Origin of the sequence: Pseudodesulfovibrio tunisiensis, from assembly GCF_022809775.1 — a bacterium.
Classification (GTDB): Bacteria; Desulfobacterota; Desulfovibrionia; order Desulfovibrionales; family Desulfovibrionaceae; genus Pseudodesulfovibrio; species Pseudodesulfovibrio tunisiensis.
Genome location: NZ_CP094380.1, coordinates 60972 through 79705, shown reverse-complemented (window position 1 = coordinate 79705; position 18734 = coordinate 60972). Strand labels below are relative to the sequence as shown.

Sequence of the window (18734 nt, the reverse complement as noted above, 5' to 3'; positions counted from 1 at the left end):
GACCAAAGGTCCGGGTTGCTTACTGTTTCTTCTCGGCCTGCGCCTGGATGGCGGTGATGGCCACGGTGTTCACAATGTCCGGCACTGTGCACCCCCGAGACAGGTCGTTCACCGGCTTGTTCAGACCCTGAAGGACCGGGCCGATGGCCACGGCTCCGGCAGCACGCTGCACAGCCTTGTAGGTGTTGTTGCCGGTGTTCAGATCCGGGAAGATGAACACGGTCGCCTTTCCGGCGACATCGGAATCCGGCATCTTGGTCGCGGCCACATCCGGGTCGATCGCGGCGTCGTACTGCAACGGCCCTTCGATGGGCAGGCCCGGGAACCGCTCCACAGCGCGCTCTCTGGCGATGGCCGTGGCTTCGATCACGGTCTCCACGTCCGCGCCCTTGCCCGAAGCGCCCGTGGAATAGCTGAGCATGGCCACGCGGGGTTCCACGCCGAAGATGCTTGCGGTCTCGGCAGAGGAGAGCGCGATCTCGGCGAGCTGCTGGGCATTGGGGTTCGGGTTCACGGCGCAGTCGCCGTACACCAGCACGCGATCCTTGAGGCACATCAGGAAGACCGAGGACACGATGGACGCGCCGGGCTTGGTCTTCACGAACTCGAAGGCGGGACGGATGGTGTGGGCCGTGGTGGTGACGGAACCGGAAACCATGCCGTCGGCAAGTCCCTTGTACACCATCATGGTGCCGAAGTACGTGGGATCGGACATGCGATCCCGCGCGGTCTCCTCAAGCACGCCCTTGTGCTTGCGCAGCTCCATGTAGGTGGCCGTGAAGTCGTCGAAGTATTCGGACTTGGCAGGCTCGATGACCTGTGCGCCGACAAGGTTCACGCCCAGCGCCGAAGCCTTGGCGCGAATCTCTTCCTCGCGTCCGAGCAGAATCAGGTCGGCCACGCCGCGGCGGAGCAGGATGTCCGCAGCACGAAGGATGCGTTCGCCCTCGCCCTCGGCCAGCACGATGCGCTGCCGGTCGCGGGACGCCTTTTCCACCAGCATGTATTCGAACATCTTGGGCGTGACACGGGTGGATTTGGTGGAAACCACGCGCTCGCGCAGGGTGCGCACATCCACGTGGGAGGCGAATCCGCCAAGAGCCGTGGCAATGCGCTGCTGATCGTCCGGCTCGATGCGGCCGTACATCTCGCTGATCTTTTCCACGGTCTGGTAGGTATGCCCTTCCACGGACAGAACGGGCACGGGCACGCCGGTCCAGCCCTCGATCAGCCTGTGCACGGACCGGGAGGGCTGAAGCCCGCCGGTAAGCACGATGCCCGCAATGTCCGGATAGGAACCGGACAGTCGGGAAGCCAGACTGGAGATGATGATGTCCTCGCGGTCGCCCGGAGAGATGATCAGGCTGCCCGGCTCGATGTATTCGAGGAAATTGCCGATCTGCATGGCCGCAACCAGATAGTTGCTGACCAAGGTCTGCAATCCGCCGTGACCGTAGAGCACCTGAGCGTCGAGCCAGCGGCGCACGTCGTTCATGGACGGGCTGCCAAGAGCTTCGTTCTCGGGAATGGCATAGACCAGCAGGTCCTTGCTGCACCGGGCGTTCTCGCAGATGTGCTCCACGATCTCCCCGGGGTCCATGCTCCGGGGGGAGCGGTTGACCACGCAGGACACGAGATCCACGCCCTTTTCCTCAAGCGTGTCCAGCGTGAGCTGCGTCAGGCTCACGACTTCTTCCGGGGTCTTGTTCCTGCCCGAGGACACGATGAGCATGGGCGCGCCCAGATTGGCGGCGATGTCGGCATTGATGTCGAACTCGAAGGCCGCATCCTTGCCCCGGAAGTCCGTGCCTTCGCACAGCACGAAATCGTACTTGCCTTCCAGATTCTTGTATGCCTTCAGAATCCGCTCCAGCAGCACGGCGTGCTGGCCGGAATTGATCAGTTCGCGTGCTTCCTTCAGGGTGCAGGCGTAGGTTTCTTCATAGGGTACGTCCAGCCGAAAGTGTTCGAGGATGAGATTGATGTCATGATCGCGTCTGCCCCCTCGCCCGGATCATTGATCACGGGACGGAAGATGGCGACTTTGTGGATTTCCCGCAGCAGCATCTGCATGACGCCGAGAACCACTGCGGACTTGCCGCTGCGTTCCTCTGTTGCTGAGACGTAAAGGTTTTTCGACATTGCAGTTCCTTTCTTGCCTAGCCGTCCAGGCTTTCGGCATAGAGCTCGATCACGTGCTTTACCTTGATCCCGGCCTTTTTCTGGGAAAGCATGTCCGTGATCTGAAGCATGCAGGCCGGGCAGCTCGTGGCAACAATGTCCGCCCCGGAATCCATGATGTTCTGCGCCTTGCGCGATCCGATCTTCCTGGAAACGTCGTAATGAGCGACCGTGAAACTGCCGCCGCAGCCGCAACAGGTGCCGGCTTCGTTCATTTCCTTGAATTCGCATCCAGCGGCGCGGATCAGATTCCGTGGCTGTTCCGTGATGCCGAGGCTGTTTTTCAGGTGGCAGGGATCGTGATATGTAACCACCCCGTCGCCCTGAGGTTCCTTTGTATCCAGGCCAATGATATTGACCAGGAATTCGCTTATGTCCATAGTTTTCCGAGCCAAAAGCGACAGATCGTACCTGAGGGAGGCATTGCCGCCGAACATGGTCGGCCACAATTCCCTGATGGTGGACGTGCAGCTTGCGCACGAGGTCACCAGATAATCGAACTTGCCTTCCCGGAAGAGTTGCACGTTCTGAAGGATCAGCTTGTCAAAGGTATCGCTGTCTCCGCTGGACAGGGCCGGAATGCCGCAGCAGGCCTGATTCGGGGGCATGAACACGCCCACTCCGGCCTTTTCCAGCACCTTGAGGGAGGCCTGTGCCACCTCAGGGAAGAATTTGTCCACGGCGCAGCCCACGAAAAAGGCCACGCGAATGCCGCTCGACCCGGCCGGGGTGTCCAGCTCGGGCACGATCTTGTGCAGCGGGGTCCTGGCCAGAGGCTTGAAATGCCTGTCCCCGATGAGCGGAGACATGAATCTGGCACAGGAGCTGCCCAGCATGTCGTCCACCGGCTTGGTGAATACTCCCTGAAACCTCGCCCCAATGTCCATGAGCGAATTCATGAGCCGGGGGTTGGCGAGCATGCCGCGGAAGATGGCCTTCTTCACCGGGGAAAGCCCGAGGTAGCCGGTCATGATGGCCCGGGCCTTGATGAAGATGTCCATCACCTTGACCCCGCTGGGACAGTTGGCGGCGCAGGTGCCGCACAGCAGGCAGCGGTTGAGCTTCTCGTTCACGCCGTCCGGATCGCTGAGCATTTCCGAGGCAAGACCGTCGAGCAGGGCCAGCTTGCCGCGAGCCACGTCGGCTTCGCGTCCGGATTCCCTGAACACCGGGCACACGGCCTGACACATGCCGCAACGCATGCAGTTCACCAATTGGTCGTCCAATTCCTTGAGCATCTGTGCGAGTCTGTGAATGTCTGCCATGACTGCCCCCTAACCGATGATCTTGCCGGGATTGAGAATGCCCTTGGGATCGAGCACGGACTTCATGCGACGGGAATACTCCAGAGTGGCGCGGCTGGTCTCGCGTTCCATGTACTTGGACTTGGCAAGACCGATGCCGTGCTCGCCGGACAGGGTGCCGCCCATGGCCAGAGCGCGGTCGAAGATTTCGTCAATGGCCTTTTCCACACGCTCCCACTCGGCCTTGTCGCGCCTGTCGGTCAGGATCGTGGGATGCAGGTTGCCGTCACCGGCATGCCCGAACGTGCCGATGGTCACGTCGTACTTGCGGCTGACCTCGCCCAATGCGGTGATCATGGCGGGAATCATGGAGCGGGGCACGGTGGCGTCCTCCAGTACGCAGGTGGGCCGCAGCTTGGCCAGAGCGGGCAGTGCGTCGCGGCGGGCCTGCCACACGGCGTTGCGCTCGGCAGCATCATTGGCCACCTTGATATCCGTGGCACCGAGCTTCCTGCAAAGAGTCTCGACCTTTTCGGCCTCCTCCTCGACCTGTGCAGGATGGCCGTCCACCTCGATGAGCAGCAGTGCGCCCGCTTCGGTGGGCAATCCGGCCTTGCGGAAATTCTCCACGGTGCGGATGGTGAAGTTGTCCATCATCTCCAGAGTGGCGGGCACGATCTTGTTGGCAATGATTGCGGCCACGGTTTCGGACGCGGCTTCCATGGTGTCGAACACGGCCATCATGGACTTGGCGGCCTGCGCCGGGGGAATGAGCTTGAGAATGATCTTGTCGAACACGCCCAGCGTGCCCTCGGACGCGACCATGAGCCCGGCCAGATTGTAGCCGGTCACGCACTTCACGGTGCGGGAACCGGACTTGATCAGCTCGCCGTTCACGTCCCAGAAGTCCACGCCCATGACGTAGTCCTTGGTCACGCCGTACTTGAGGCCGCGAAGGCCGCCCGCGTTCTCGGCAACATTGCCGCCAAGGGTGGAGACGGTCTGGCTGCCCGGGTCCGGGGGGTAGAACAGGCCGCGCCTGGCCACTTCCGCCGCAAAGGTCGCGGTGACCACGCCGGGTTCGACCACGGCGTACATGTCCGCCTCGTTGATTTCGAGAATGCGGTCCAGTCCGTTGGTCAGCACCACCACACCGCCGGGATGCGGGATGGTGCCACCGGAAAGATTGGTGCCTGCGCCGCGAACGGTCAGGGGAATGCCGTTCTCGTTGCACAGGCGGACGGTCCTGCCGAGCGCTTCGCTGTTTTCGGGACGCACCACAAGAGCGGGCATGACGGAATCCAGCACGGCGGCATCATAGGAATAGGCATGGCGGTCGGTCTCACTGGTCATGACATTGCCGGTTCCGACAACGGCTTCGAAATCCTTTACGAGCTTTTCAGCGCCCATGAGTATTCTCCTTCGATCGTCTTGGACGTTTGGACGGAAGGGGGACGCGTTCCCCCTTCCCGATTCAGGTCGGCAAATTCCTCAGTTTCTCTCTCTGATTTCAAAATCGTTTCCGACATGCAGTCACCGGGATCGCACCAGGCATTCAACGGCGATCAGGCGGCAAGTCCGAAAAGCAAACAGGTTGCGGATGAATCCGCATTTCCGTTCCGGGGCGGGCCAGCCAACGCCGCAACGCGGTCGGTCCTTTCCGGGAATGCATTCCCCGATCCCGAAACCATGAACTCCTCTCCGGGCGTGATGCACGCATGAACCACGGGCAAGGCGAATCCCAACGCGAAGGGGGCCTGCATCATGGTCCGGGAATACGTATCCATCACGCTCCCGAAGTTTTCAAAATGCATGCGCTGAATCAAAAAGGCGCAAGCCGCAGCGCACATCAGAACAGCTCCCGGGGCATGCACCGACTTGGCGGAGTATCCGATGCCCGCGCCGAACAGATCGCCGACGGGAACACAAGCCGGAACGCTCTCAATCCAGCCCGTCAGCACACTTGGCACGGTCGAGGCCGCAAAAGCCCCTTTGGTCGGCCACCGCAAAATGGCCGGGAGGAAGTACACCGCAAGGAGGGGTACCAATGCAAGCAGTGAATACATTTGCAAAAAATCCTCTCCTGTCGTGCCGGGTCGTCAACCTGAAAACAGTATCCAGACAATCCCGGCGGCCGGGGGTACGGCCGAAGCCGTCCGCAATCCCCCTGCCGCCGGGGCATACCTATGGTCTATCTGCCGTCATCGCAGGCATCGCCGCCACCGGGGCGGGAGTGCTCGGCAGTGTCCGTGGACTCGCAGACTTCAAGCTCTTCCGGGGTGAAATGATCCGCCTCGGACATGTGCCTGTACTGCTCGTAACGGTTCTCGTAATCCCTGCCGATCTGCTCGCGCAGGGTTCTGGCCGCCTCGGGCTGGAGCTTGTCCAGAATGGCGTACCGGTTCTCTCCGAGCAGGAATTCCTCAAGGGAACCATCCGGCGCCTTGGAATCGAGGGAGAAGGGATTCTCGCCCCTGTCCGCCAGTTCCGGGTTGAAGCGGTAGAGCGGCCAGTAGCCGGACTTGACCGCAAGCTTCTGCTCGTACTGGGTCTTGCCCATGCCCTTGCGGATGCCCTGATTGATGCAGGGAGCGTAGCAGATGATCAGGGACGGGCCCTTGTAGGCTTCGGCCTCCTTGAAGGCCTTCATCATCTGCTGCTTGTCCGCGCCCATGGCCACGGAGGCCACGTACACGTAACCGTAGGTCATGGCCATGCGGCCCAGATCCTTCTTGCCGGTGCGCTTGCCAGCGGCAGCGAACTTGGCAATGGAACCGAGCGGGGTGGCCTTGGAGGACTGGCCACCGGTGTTGGAATACACCTCGGTGTCCACCACAAGAATGTTGATGTCCTCGCCGGACGCCAGCACGTGATCCACGCCGCCGTAGCCGATGTCATAGGCCCAGCCGTCGCCGCCAAAGACCCAGACGGACTTCTTGGTGAACAGGTCGGACATGGATGCGATCTCGGCCAGCTTTTCGTCACCGGTTCCGGCCAGAGCGGCCTTGAGCCTGTCTCCGGTTTCCCGGGAGGCTTCGGCATCGTCCTTGGCGGCCAGCCAGGCTTCCAGAGCATCCCTGACTTCGCCGGAAGCGGTCCGGGCAGCCTCGGCAGCCCTGGCAGCCAGGAATTCGCGGCGATGCGCCACGCCCATGTTGATGCCGAAGCCGAACTCGGCGGCATCCTCGAACAGGGAGTTGCCCCATGCCGGGCCATGACCGTCCCGGTTCACGCAGTACGGCGTGGACGGGGAGGACGCGCCCCAGATGGAGGTGCAGCCCGTGGCGTTGGCAATGACCATGCGTTCACCGAAGAGCTGGGTCAGCACCTTGACGTACGGGGTCTCGCCGCAACCGGCGCAGGCCCCGGAGAATTCCATGAGGGACTGACGGTACTGGCTGCCCTTCACGGTATCGCGCCTGCCGATTTCCTTGTAGGAAACGGTTTCGGAGAATTCGAAGTTGGGCACCTCGACTTCGGTCTGGGTCGCGATTGGCTTCATGACCAGCGCGGTTTCCCTGGCCGGGCAGATGTCGGCGCAGTTGCCGCAGCCCAGACAATCCTGCGTATTGATCTGGATGCGGACCTTCATGCCCTTCAGGTCCTTGCCCTTGCCATCAAGAGTCCTGAAGGTGGCTGGCGCGTTCTTCAGTTCGTCCTCGGTGGCCACGACAACGCGGATCGCGGAGTGCGGGCACACGAAGGCGCATTGATTGCACTGGATGCAGTTGTCGGGCAGCCATTCGGGAACCTTGATGGCCACGCCGCGCTTTTCATATCTGGAGGTGGCCAGCGGCATGGTCCCGTCCTCGGAAAACACGGACACGGGCAGGAAATCGCCCTTCTGGGCCAGAACCGGACGCATCACGTTCTTCACGTAATCCGGCTCGTCGCGCTCGACCGCGGCCTCGGGAATCAAAGACTTCCATGCCTCGGGCACGGCAATCCCGATGATGGCGTCGGCAGCCTTGTCCACGGCGGCGTTGTTCATGTTGACGATCTTGTCGCCCTTCTTGCCGTACGCGGCCTTGATGCCGACCTTGAGCAGATCCACGGCCTGATCGAACGGAATCACGTTCGCCAGCTTGAAGAAGGCGGTCTGCATGATCATGTTGATGCGTCCGCCAAGGCCGACTTCACCCGCGATCTTCACTGCGTCCACGGTGTAGAACTTCAGGTCCTTTTCCGCGATGGTGCGACGCATGGAGGCGGGGAGTTCCCGTTCCATGTCCTGAACGGTCCAGGGACAGTTCAGCACGAAGGTACCGCCCTGCTTGATGCCTTCCAGCACGTCGTACAGATGCACGTAGCTCGGGTTGTGGCAGGCCACGTAGTCGGCCGTGTTCACCAGATAGGTGGACTGGATGGGCTTTTCACCAAAGCGCAGATGGGAAATGGTGATGCCGCCGGACTTCTTGGAGTCGTAGGCAAAGTACCCCTGTGCGTACATGTCGGTGTTGTCGCCGATGATCTTGATGGCCTGCTTGTTCGCGCCCACGGTCCCGTCGGAACCGAGGCCCCAGAACTTGCACTGCACAGTGCCCTCCGGGGTAGTGTCCAGGGCCTCGGCAACAACAAGGGAGGTGTCGGTCACGTCATCCTCGATGCCCACGGTGAAATGGTCCTTCGGGGACGGCGCGGCCAGATTGTCGAAGACCGCCATGATCATGGCGGGGGTGAATTCCTTGGAACCGAGTCCGTAGCGACCGCCGATGATCTTCGGAGCGTCCTCCCTGCCCAGGAACATGGTGCACACGTCCTGATACAGGGGCTCGCCGAGGGAGCCGGGCTCCTTGGTGCGGTCCAGCACGCAGAGAGTCTTCACGGATTCGGGCAGCACGGCCAGAAAATGCCTGGGCGAGAACGGACGGTACAGGCGGACCTTGAGCAGACCGACCTTCCCGCCTCTCGCGGTCAGCACGTTGACCACTTCCTCGATGGCCTCGCACGAGGAGCCCATGGAAACGATCACGCGTTCGGCATCGGGCGCACCCACGTAGTCGAACGGCTTGTAGGAACGACCGGTCAGGGCGCTGACCTTGTCCATGTACTCCTCGACGATCTCGGGGAGCTTTTCATAGTAGGCATTGGCGGCTTCGCGACCCTGAAAGTAGATGTCCGGATTCTGGGCGGTGCCGCGAATGTTCGGATGTTCGGGGTTCATGGAACGGGCCCGGAATGCCTCGACCTTGTCCATGTTCACCAGCGGCTTCATGTCATCGTAGTCGATGACCTCGACCTTCTGGATTTCGTGGGAGGTGCGGAATCCGTCGAAATAGCTCACGAACGGCACGCTGGATTCGATGGCGGCCAGATGCGCGACCAGAGCCAGGTCCATGACTTCCTGCACCGAGGCTTCGGCCAGCATGGCAAAACCGGTCTGGCGACAGGCCATCACGTCCTGATGGTCGCCGAAGATGGACAGGGCGTGCGCGGCAATGGCACGAGCGGAAACATGGAAGACGCCGGGCAGCAGTTCGCCAGCAATCTTGTACATGTTCGGAATCATCAGCAGCAGGCCCTGCGAGGCGGTGAAGGTGCTGGTGAGGGAACCTGCGGCAAGCGCACCGTGTACCGCACCGGCCGCGCCCGCCTCGGACTGCAACTGGCGAACCTTGACGATCTGGCCGAAAATGTTCTTCCGGCCCTGGGAGGCCCATTCATCCGCGATCTCGCCCATGGTGGACGAGGGGGTGATGGGATAGATGGCCGCGGTCTCGCTCAGGGCGTAGGCCACGTGGGCGGCAGCCGTATTGCCGTCCATGGTCTTCATCTTCTTGGGCATTCGATACACTCCTTATACTGATGCCAGTTCATTGATGCCCGAAACGGGCAGTATGTTTCATCGGGTGTGAAGCATCGCCACTCCCCTTGAAACAACATCCGTGCCAATTCGCTCTTTTTCCACACTTTCATTGAATTCCGGCATGTTACAAAAAGTTGACACCGAAATCCTCGGCCTGAAAGCTTGTGATCCCGTCTGAAAAAACAGACTCGGACCTCTCTTTGTGAGAATGATTGCTGTGTTGGAATGGGATTTCGAGGAGGAGCAAAGACAACTTTCTGCAATAAAACGAAAAATGGATAGTCCTAAAAATCAGACTATCGAATCTGCAATCCGAATCGCCATGATTTTTTTCAAGACCACGGTCGGTTTCCGCCCACGAAAAAAGCCGACGCGCTTTCCGCGCGTCGGCTCATGAACCGTTTTTCTGCTCCCCTGCCTATTTCCGATGAATGTATCTCGGGCGAACCATGTTTTCCGGCTTGAGAATGTCTTCCAGTTCCTCTTTGGTCAGGCACCCCTTTTCCAGAACGATGTCGTAGACGGACCGTCCGCTGTCCATGGCCTCCTTGGCCACTTCCGTGGACATTTCGTATCCCATGTAGGGATTCAGCGCCGTGACCAGCCCGATGGAATGCTCCACCATCTCGCGGCAGCGGTCCGCATTGGCAGTGATGCCCTTGACGCACAGGTCGGCCAGCGTGAGGCACGCACGGCGGGTCATGTTGATGGACTGGAACAGGGAATAGGCAATGACCGGTTCCATGACATTGAGTTCGAGCTGTCCGGCCTCGGAGGCCATGGTCACGGTCATGTCGCTGCCGATGACCGCATAGGCCACCTGACTGACGACCTCGGGAATGACCGGATTGACCTTGCCCGGCATGATCGAGGAGCCCGGCGCGCGCGGCGGCAGATTGATCTCGTTCAGACCGCAGCGCGGACCGCTGGAAAGCAGGCGCAGGTCATTGCATATCTTGCTCATCTTGACCACGATGCGCTTGAGCACGCCGGAAAGCTGGACATAGGCTCCGGTATCCTGCGTGGCTTCCACCAGATCGGGCGAGGCCTTGAGCGGCAAGGTGGTGATCTGCACCAGCTTCTCGGTCACGGTGCGGGTATAGTCGGGATGCGAGTTCAATCCCGTGCCGATGGCCGTGGCCCCCATGTTGATCTCGTGAACCAGAGACTGGGCCTCGGAGAGCCGCTCCACGTCCTCGCCGACCATGACGCCCCAGGCCGTGAATTCCTGCCCCAGCGTCATGGGCACGGCGTCCTGAAGCTGGGTCCGTCCCATCTTGATCACGTCCCGGAACTCCACGCCCTTGTCCATGAATGCGCCGCGCAGATACTGCATGGCGTCCAGCAGTTCCCGGTTTTCCAGGATCAGGGCGATGTTCAGGGCCGACGGGTACACGTCGTTGGTGGACTGGGACATGTTCACGTGATTCAAAGGGTGAATGATGTCGTATTCCCCCTTGCAATGTCCCAGAATCTCCAATGCACGGTTGCAAATCACCTCGTTGGCGTTCATGTTGGTGGACGTGCCTGCCCCACCCTGCACCGCATCCACGACGAACTGGTCGTGCAACTTGCCCTGCAGCAGTTCCTCGCAGGCGCGGACAATGGCCCGGGCCTTGTCCTCGTCCAGCAGGCCGAGGGACGCATTGGCCTCGGCAGCCGCCATCTTGACATAGGCCAGCGCATGAATCAGCCGGGGATAGTGGGACAGGGTGATCCCGGTAATGTGATAGTTCTCCACGGCACGCAGGGTCTGGCACCCGTAGTAGGCATCGGCCGGAACTTCCAGCTCGCCCACGCAATCGTGCTCGATTCGGCAGTTTTCAGTCATGGTTCATATCCTTACTGTATGTGCTTTGCGGTCCAGTATTCCACATCCGGAGAAATGTGCAGCAATCCGGCCTCCTGCCCGACCTCGATGAGCAGCACGGCGCCGAACACCGCGATCATGGCCCATCCCGCGATCCGCTTCCAGCCCGCATCCCCGCGCATACTTGATGAGCAGCACGCCGGGCAGGATGCCGAACAGGATGTTGATGCCCACGCCGCCCGCAACGTTCAGCGCGGACAGAAACACGTTGGGATACAGGATGCCCACGGCCAGAGGTGGCAGAAACGAAAGCGCCCAGACCAGCGTCCTGTTCGAGGAATGCAGATAGGTGGAGACCAGATCGCGCATGAAGCTCTGCATGGCCGTGCCATTGGCCATGAACGAGGTGGTCATGGCGACCACGGCAAAGCCCAGCGACACCTGCGTGAAGACATTGCCGCCAATGACCTTGGCCAGCGGCACTGTGGCGGGCAGATTCTGCTGAAAGGCCTGTATCAGGTTCGCGCCGTCGTTGCCCGTCATGGGCAGAGCCAGAACGACCACCACGATCCAGATGACGTTCATGATCAGTCCGAGTCCGGTGCCGAGCCAGATGGCGCGGGTCACTGCTCCATGATCGTTGTCCAACGTATGACAGAGAGTGGGAATGATGTTGTGAAAATGAAAGGCCGTGAGCAGCACGGGCAGGCCGGACGGCAGAAACGACCAGTCGGCCAGACGGATTTCTCCGTCATGCATGTTCGGAATGGTCATGATCACCAGTGCCGCGAAACAGAGCCACAGGAAAATCATGAGAATGGCGTTGCCCCGTCGCATGACAGCCGCGCCGAATGAGGTAAGCAGCACGGCAATCACGAAATATCCGACCATGGCGCCCCATTCCGGGATGGGCAGGTCGAACAGGTTGATGACGATGGAAGCCACCCCGGACAGATACGCTGTCAGCAGTCCGTACAGGATGATGATGTTGGCTGCCACGCTCACCCACTGCCCGGTGGGACCGAGTTCGCGGCCGAAAAAGGTGGGCAGGTCCGCATCCGGGTCGTCGATCAGGGCTTTCTGCCGCGAATAGATCAGCGCTGTGCAGGTCATCATGAACCACATGAACACCGTGCCGATCAGGGCCGGAATCAGGCCGGAAGGCCCGAGATTGACGGGCAGAGCCAGAATCCCGGCACCAACCATGTTTCCTGTCACCACAAGAGCGGTCGTGACGACCTTTCCGGCACCGGGTCCGTTCGAAGTCATGTAACCTCCATGCGAGTATGCGAAATCATGGGAAATACGTTTTCCGGGAACCTACCTCAAAAAAAAAGGATTTGAAATATATAATTGCTGCCGCACAGTCTTTGCTTGCCAGTGGCAAGGTATTCGGCTATGCCGCACTGCCACCTATTTCCAGCAGGAGTAATCTTTCATGAAAACGACAACTCGTAACGAGTCCCTTCGCAATATTGCGATCATCGCCCACGTCGACCACGGCAAGACAACCCTGGTCGACGCCATGTTCAAACAGTCCGGCCTGTTCCGCGAAGGACAGGAAGTGGACGACCGGATCATGGATTCCATGGATCTGGAGCGTGAACGCGGCATTACCATTGCCGCAAAGAACTGCTCCGTCCGTTGGAAGGACGTGAAAATCAACATCATCGACACCCCGGGCCATGCCGATTTCGGCGGCGAGGTTGAGCGCTCCCTGTCCATGACGGACGGCGCCATCCTGCTGGTGGACGCCTCCGAAGGCCCTCTGCCCCAGACCCGGTTCGTGCTCAAGAAGGCCCTTGACCGGGGCCTGTCCATCATCGTGGTCATCAACAAGGTCGATCGTCAGGACGCCCGCACCGAGGAAGTTCTGGACGAAATCTACGACCTGTTCATCGATCTGGACGCCACCGAGGAGCAGCTCGAATTTCCCCTGCTCTACGCCATCGGCCGCGACGGCATCGCCATGCCCACCCCGGACGAACGCGGCGAGAACCTGCACATCCTGCTCGACATGATTCTGGACAAGGTGCCCGGCCCGGCCTACGACGCGGACGAGCCCTTCCAGATGCTGGTTTCCGACCTGTCCTATTCCGATTATCTGGGCCGCCTTGCCATCGGCAAGGTCTTCCACGGCAATGTCGAGTCCAACGAGCCGCTGGTCTGCCTCGGCGAACACGAGGAAAAACTTCTCAAGGTCACCAAGCTCCAGACCTACATGGGCGTGCAGGTCGCGCCCACGGATATCTGCGAGCCCGGCGACATCGTGGTGATCTCGGGCATCGAGGACGTGCAGATCGGCGACACCATCTGCACCCGCGAGGAACGCAAGGCCCTGCCCCGCATCACGGTCGACGAACCCACCGTGTCCATGCGCTTCACCATCAACACCTCGCCCCTTGCCGGAACCGAAGGCAAACTGGTGCAGGGAACCAAGATTCGCGAACGGTTGCGCAAGGAAACCCTGCTCAACGTTGCCATCCAGGTCGAAGAGGCCGAAGGTCGCGATGCGTTTCTGGTCAAGGGACGCGGCGAGTTCCAGATGGCCATTCTCATCGAGACCATGCGCCGCGAGGGATTCGAACTGTCCGTGGGCAGGCCCGAAGTCATCTTCAAGTACGAGGGCAGCAAGAAATTCGAACCCATGGAGCACCTGTACGTGGACTGCGACGAGTCCTTCATGGGCATTGTCACGGAAAAGCTCTCGGCCCGCAAAGGCCGCATGACCAACATGGTCAACAAGGGCACCGGCCGCGTGCGTCTGGAGTTCACCATTCCCTCCCGCGCCCTGATCGGCTACCGCGACGAATTCCTGACCGATACCAAGGGCACCGGCATTCTGAACTCGTACCTCGAAGGCTACGACGAGTACCGGGGCGATTTCCCGACCCGCTTCACCGGCTCCCTCGTGTCCGACCGCGCAGGCAAGGCCATCGCCTATGCCCTGTTCAACCTGGAGCCGCGCGGCCAGCTGTTCGTGAAACCCACCGACCCGGTCTACGAAGGCATGATCGTCGGTGAACACAACCGGGACAACGACATCAACGTCAACCCGACCAAGGGCAAGAAGCTGACCAACATGCGCGCGTCCGGCAAGGACGAGGCCGTGATCCTGACCCCGATCAAGCCCATGACCCTCGAACGTGCCCTGAACTTCATCAAGGCCGACGAGCTCGTGGAAGTCACGCCGCAGTCCATCCGCCTGCGCAAGCTGATTCTGGATGCCCATACCCGGCATCGCATGGACGGCAAGAAGAAAAAGGAAGGCGAAGCCTAGCCTCGCCTGAAGACATGAAAAAAACGAAGCGCCCTGTTCCATCCGGAACAGGGCGCTTTCCTTTCGTATCACAGGATCGGCTACTGCTTGAGATGCCAGACGCCGTTGTCATCGCGCCAGGCCTTGGCCATCACGGCCTTGCCATCAGGCCCTTTCTCCTTGATCACGATATCCCGATAAAGCCGATGATCTTCCATGTAGGGATGGCTGGGCGTGGCAGTATAGCTGTGTCCCGTATCCGGATTCGTCCATGCGGATGCCTGGTTGGAACGATTCCTTTCCAAAGCCTGCTGCACCTGCGCCTCGTCGTGTTTGTCCCATTCGTTCCCCACGATATACCCCATGAGCACGCCGACGCCAGCGCCCACGGCCGCGCCAAGCATCTTGTCCTTGAAGGTCAGCGCGCCGATTGTCGCCCCTGCGAGACCGCCTACGGTAGCGCCCTGCTGCGCCTTGTTCGTGGCGCATCCAAAACCGACGGCAAGAAAACTGCATACAACGAAAACAGCCACTATCTTCTTCATGGTTCACCTCGCGAATCTGTTTCTGGTTTCGATAATACTAGCCCCGACCGCCAAACATGTACATGATTTCATATCACCGAAACCCAAGCGGAACAACGCGTCTGACGACCGGACTCGAAGCATTTTGCCAACTCCGTCGGCTGTGCGTCCAAAGCTGAACGGCATCATCAAATTCCGCGGCAACGGCCGCCCCTCTGCACAATTTCCGCAGGCTGACAATCAAACCAGACCACAAGGACGGCCCAACCGGATTCGACCGTCCAGCACCGGAGCAGCAATGGCGCACATACTGATCATCGACGACAATCCCGACATCTGCGACACCATGGAAAGCCTGATTACCCGGCTCACCCATGAATGCGAAGCCGCACACACTCTTGCGCAGGGACTGGAGCGCATCCGGCAGGGGGATGTCGACGTGGTGTTCCTTGACGTGAGCCTGCCCGACGGCAACGGGCTGGACATCCTGCCGGAAATCATGGCCCAGCCCGAACCCCCGGAAGTGATCATCCTCACGGGACAGGGCGACCCGGACGGCGCGGAGCTCGCCATCGAGGGCGGGGCATGGGACTATCTGCTCAAACCGTCCAGCGTGCGCGACATTTCCCTGACACTGGGCCGCGCTCTGAAATACCGGGAGGAAAGGCTCGGCAAATCCGGGCCGGACAGGCTGGACCTTTCCCTCGTGGTCGGAGAAAGCAGCGTGATGCAGGCCAGCTTCAAGCTCATGGCGCAGGCCGCACGGTCCGAGACCAATGTGCTCATCACGGGCGAGACCGGCACAGGCAAGGAGCTGTTCGCCCGGACCATTCATGACAACAGCGACCGGAACAGTGGCAGTTTCGTGGTAGTGGACTGTGCCTCCCTGACCGAAAGTCTGGTGGAATCCACCCTGTTCGGCCATCGCAAGGGCGCGTTCACCGGCGCCCAGTCCGCCGCATCGGGCTGGTCAAGCTGGCGGACGGCGGCACCCTGTTTCTGGACGAGGTGGGCGAAATGCCGCTCTCCATCCAGAAATCCTTTTTGCGCGTGCTTCAGGAGCACACGTTCCGGCCCGTGGGCGACACACGCGAACAGTCCAGCGACTTCCGACTCGTGGCAGCCACGAACCGCGATCTGGACGACAGGGTCGATCAGGGGGAATTCCGTTCGGACCTGCTCTTCCGCATCAAGACCATGCGCATCCATCTGCCGCCGCTGCGCCAGCGCACCGAGGACATCAAGGCCCTTTCCATGCATCACGTGACGCGGCTCTGCGACCAGTACGGCCTGCCGTCCAAGACCTTTGGCTCGGACTTCGTGGCCATGCTCAAGAACTTCGACTGGCCGGGCAATGTGCGGGAACTGTTCAATATTCTGGAACGGGCCGTCATCGCGGCGGGTGAGGAAAAGACCCTGTACACCATGCACCTGCCGCGCAGCCTGCGCATTGCAGTTGCCCGGGCGCAAATAAGAAAGATGACGGGCACGGACGTGCCTTCCGAAAAAAACGATTCTCCCGGGGGAAACCCGGGCCGGCAGAATCGGGCAGCAGATATTCGAAGACATCTTCGACCAGCAGCTCCCATCCCTGCGGGAATTCAAGAGCACGGCGGAAAAGGTCTATCTCGGGGAACTCATCCGCCAGTGCGACGGCTCGCTTCCGGAAATTCTGAAGCGCTCGCACCTGTCACGCTCCCACCTGTATTCATTGCTGAAGAAGTACGGACTGTCCCTGTACGATGACCGACACGGAAAAACGGACGCCGCGACATTTTCCCGACAGGAAGAAATGTAAACATTCATGCTTTTATTTCAGCATATTACGCCACAGAACCAATGCGTCAGACATGGCACGCAACCTGCATAAGTACGGGACAGTATTGGAAAACCGACGGAGCAACGCCAAACCGGGAGAGGGATATTCCCGGCGGCATTCCCGGCCACGGATCGGCCGGCACAGGAGGCAAGGATGCGCCACTTCACTTCGTTTCTTTTCATCATGGCCCTGCTGGCAATGTCCGGCTGTGCGACCCTGAACAGCGTCAACCCGTTCCCCAGACATATCTATTCCACACCCGGGTCCGCCCAGCGGCAACCCCAGGCCACCGCGCCCAGAAGTGCGAAGACCAATCCCTACACGGTCATGGGCCGCACCTACCATCCGCTGAAGACGGCCGCCGGATACGCCGAAACCGGCTATGCTTCCTGGTACGGCGAGGATTTCCATGGCAGGAAGACCGCCAACGGCGAAATCTACAACATGTACGCCCTGACTGCGGCACACAAGACCCTGCCTCTGGGCACCAGAATCCGCGTCACCAATCTGGAAAACGGCCGGAACGTGATTCTGACGGTCAATGATCGAGGCCCCTTCGTGAGCGGAAGACTGCTCGACCTGTCCTATGGCGCAGCTCGACAGCTCGGTTCCGTGGACAGAGGCGTGACCAAGGTCCGCATCGAGGCCATCGGAACCGTGCCCGCAAGCCGCCCGGTCCATGCATCGGCCTCCACCAGCTACCATGTCCGCGTGGGCGCGTTCGCCAACCGCGACAACGCAGTGAACGCGCACCGCACCCTGATCCGCGCCGGATACAAGGGGTCCCGCATTACCACGATCAGCCGCAACGGCCGCACCCTGCACGTTGTTCAGGCCGGTTCCTACTCGAACCGGGACCGTGCCGAACGGGTGCGCAGTGCACTCAGACCGCATTTCCCCTCCTGCTACATCGTCGGTTGAAAGCCGCATCCCCAGACAGAACAGGGCCTGGCTCCACTTTCGGAGCCGGGCCTTTTCCTTTTTCCCTGCCAGTGTCATATCCATATGTAGTCATATCTTCATTGACCTACTATGCTTGGCAGGGCATAACCCCGAACGAGGAAAACAGTTGCCAAAGAACCCCCAAGGAGAGGAAAACCATGAAAGGCAAATCCGTGCTTACCATTGCCAGCGTTCTGATTCTCGCCTGCGCCGCGCTCGTGCTGACGCAGTCCCCGGCCCAAGCCGAACCGTCCGGAAAGGTCGTCATCTTTCATGCGGGCAGCCTGTCCGTGCCCTTCGCGGCCATGGAAAAGGCCTTCGAAGCCAAATATCCCAAGGTGGACGTGCAGCGCGAGGCTGGCGGTTCCACCAAGATGGCCCGGCTCATCTCCGAAGTGGGCAAGCCCGCTGACATCATGGCGTCGGCCGACTATGTGGTCATCGACAAGAACCTGATCCCGAAATTCGCGTCCTGGAACGTGCGCTTCGCCACCAACCAGATGGTGCTGTGCTACACGGACAAAAGCAAGTTCGCGGACAGGATCAACGCAGACAACTGGTATGACATCCTGTCCACGCCCGGCGTGGTCTGGGGCCATTCCGATCCCAATCTGGACCCCTGCGGCTACCGCTCCATCATGGTGCTCCAGCTCGCGGAAAAATTCTACAAGAAGCCCGGCCTTGCCGAACAGCTCATCGCCAACCGGCCCGAAAAGAACATCCGGCCCAAATCCGTGGAACTCATTTCCCTGCTTCAGGCCGGTCACATGGACTATGCATGGGAATACCTGTCCGTGGCCGTGCAGCACGGTCTCAAGTACGTGACGCTGGACAACCACCTGAACCTCAGCGACTACAAGCTGACCCCGTTCTACAAGAGCGCCCGCGTCAAGGTCACCGGCAAGAAGCCCGGCACCTTCATCGAACGCGTGGGCAAGTCCATCACCTACGGCATCACCATGATCGACCAGTCCGCCAACAGGGAAGCGACCGAAGCCTTTCTGGCCTACATGTTCGATCCGCAGGGCGGACTCAAGGTGCTCAAGGACATGGGCCAGCCGCCGTTCGAACCGGTGCGCACCACCAAGGACGGCATGGCCAGCCTGCCCGACAGCCTGAAGAAATTCGTGGAAATCAACGAATAACCGT

At 60.5% G+C, this 18734-nt stretch carries 10 protein-coding genes and 2 pseudogenes; 5 read left to right on the top strand and 7 right to left on the bottom strand.

Annotation, left to right across the window (positions count from 1 at the left end):
• Positions 1–19: 19 nt before the first annotated feature.
• The 6 genes and pseudogenes from pta to MPN23_RS00375 all read right to left on the bottom strand — a co-directional run bounded on the left by pta (position 20) and on the right by MPN23_RS00375 (position 12310).
• Positions 20–2142 (bottom strand): annotated as a pseudogene (gene pta, locus MPN23_RS00400) (phosphate acetyltransferase).
• A gap of 17 nt (positions 2143–2159) precedes the next feature.
• Positions 2160–3446 carry a (Fe-S)-binding protein gene (locus tag MPN23_RS00395; RefSeq protein ID WP_243545502.1) on the bottom strand — a complete coding sequence of 429 codons (1287 nt, stop codon included), beginning with the start codon at positions 3444–3446 and terminating at the stop codon, positions 2160–2162.
• Positions 3447–3455: 9 nt separating this feature from the next.
• A complete protein-coding gene (locus tag MPN23_RS00390) occupies positions 3456–4835 on the bottom strand; it encodes an FAD-binding oxidoreductase (protein WP_243545501.1) in 1380 nt (459 codons plus the stop codon).
• Positions 4836–5616: 781 nt separating this feature from the next.
• Positions 5617–9210 (bottom strand): pyruvate:ferredoxin (flavodoxin) oxidoreductase, encoded by a 3594-nt coding sequence (gene nifJ, locus MPN23_RS00385; RefSeq protein ID WP_243545500.1) that lies wholly within the window; start codon positions 9208–9210, stop codon positions 5617–5619.
• A gap of 439 nt (positions 9211–9649) precedes the next feature.
• Positions 9650–11062, bottom strand: a complete 1413-nt coding sequence (gene aspA, locus MPN23_RS00380; RefSeq protein WP_243545499.1) for an aspartate ammonia-lyase — start codon at positions 11060–11062, stop codon at positions 9650–9652.
• Between the two features lie 3 nt (positions 11063–11065).
• Positions 11066–12310: an aromatic amino acid transport family protein gene (locus tag MPN23_RS00375; RefSeq protein WP_243545498.1), complete on the bottom strand. Its 1245-nt coding sequence runs from the start codon at positions 12308–12310 to the stop codon at positions 11066–11068.
• Between the two features lie 169 nt (positions 12311–12479).
• Between MPN23_RS00375 and typA the strand changes: the two genes are divergently transcribed.
• The gene (typA, locus tag MPN23_RS00370; protein ID WP_243545497.1) at positions 12480–14321 is read left to right on the top strand and encodes a translational GTPase TypA; all 1842 of its coding nucleotides are present in this window, start codon (positions 12480–12482) and stop codon (positions 14319–14321) included.
• Between the two features lie 80 nt (positions 14322–14401).
• Here the strand turns inward: typA and MPN23_RS00365 are convergent, their stop codons facing one another.
• Positions 14402–14845 (bottom strand): glycine zipper domain-containing protein, encoded by a 444-nt coding sequence (locus MPN23_RS00365; protein ID WP_243545496.1) that lies wholly within the window; start codon positions 14843–14845, stop codon positions 14402–14404.
• Here MPN23_RS00365 and MPN23_RS00360 point away from each other — a divergent pair.
• The 4 genes and pseudogenes from MPN23_RS00360 to wtpA form a co-directional block, all read left to right on the top strand.
• Positions 14844–15985: pseudogene (locus tag MPN23_RS00360) on the top strand (sigma-54-dependent transcriptional regulator); the annotation flags it as partial. The gene MPN23_RS00365 and the pseudogene MPN23_RS00360 overlap by 2 nt on opposite strands.
• 36 nt (positions 15986–16021) lie before the next feature.
• Positions 16022–16570: an AAA-type ATPase lid domain-containing protein gene (locus MPN23_RS00350; RefSeq protein WP_243547426.1), complete on the top strand. Its 549-nt coding sequence runs from the start codon at positions 16022–16024 to the stop codon at positions 16568–16570.
• A 226-nt stretch (positions 16571–16796) separates the two neighbouring features.
• The gene (locus MPN23_RS00345; RefSeq protein WP_243545495.1) at positions 16797–17564 is read left to right on the top strand and encodes a septal ring lytic transglycosylase RlpA family protein; all 768 of its coding nucleotides are present in this window, start codon (positions 16797–16799) and stop codon (positions 17562–17564) included.
• A gap of 179 nt (positions 17565–17743) precedes the next feature.
• Positions 17744–18730, top strand: coding sequence for a tungstate ABC transporter substrate-binding protein WtpA (gene wtpA, locus MPN23_RS00340; RefSeq protein ID WP_243545494.1), 987 nt, complete (start codon positions 17744–17746; stop codon positions 18728–18730).
• Positions 18731–18734 lie beyond the last annotated feature (4 nt).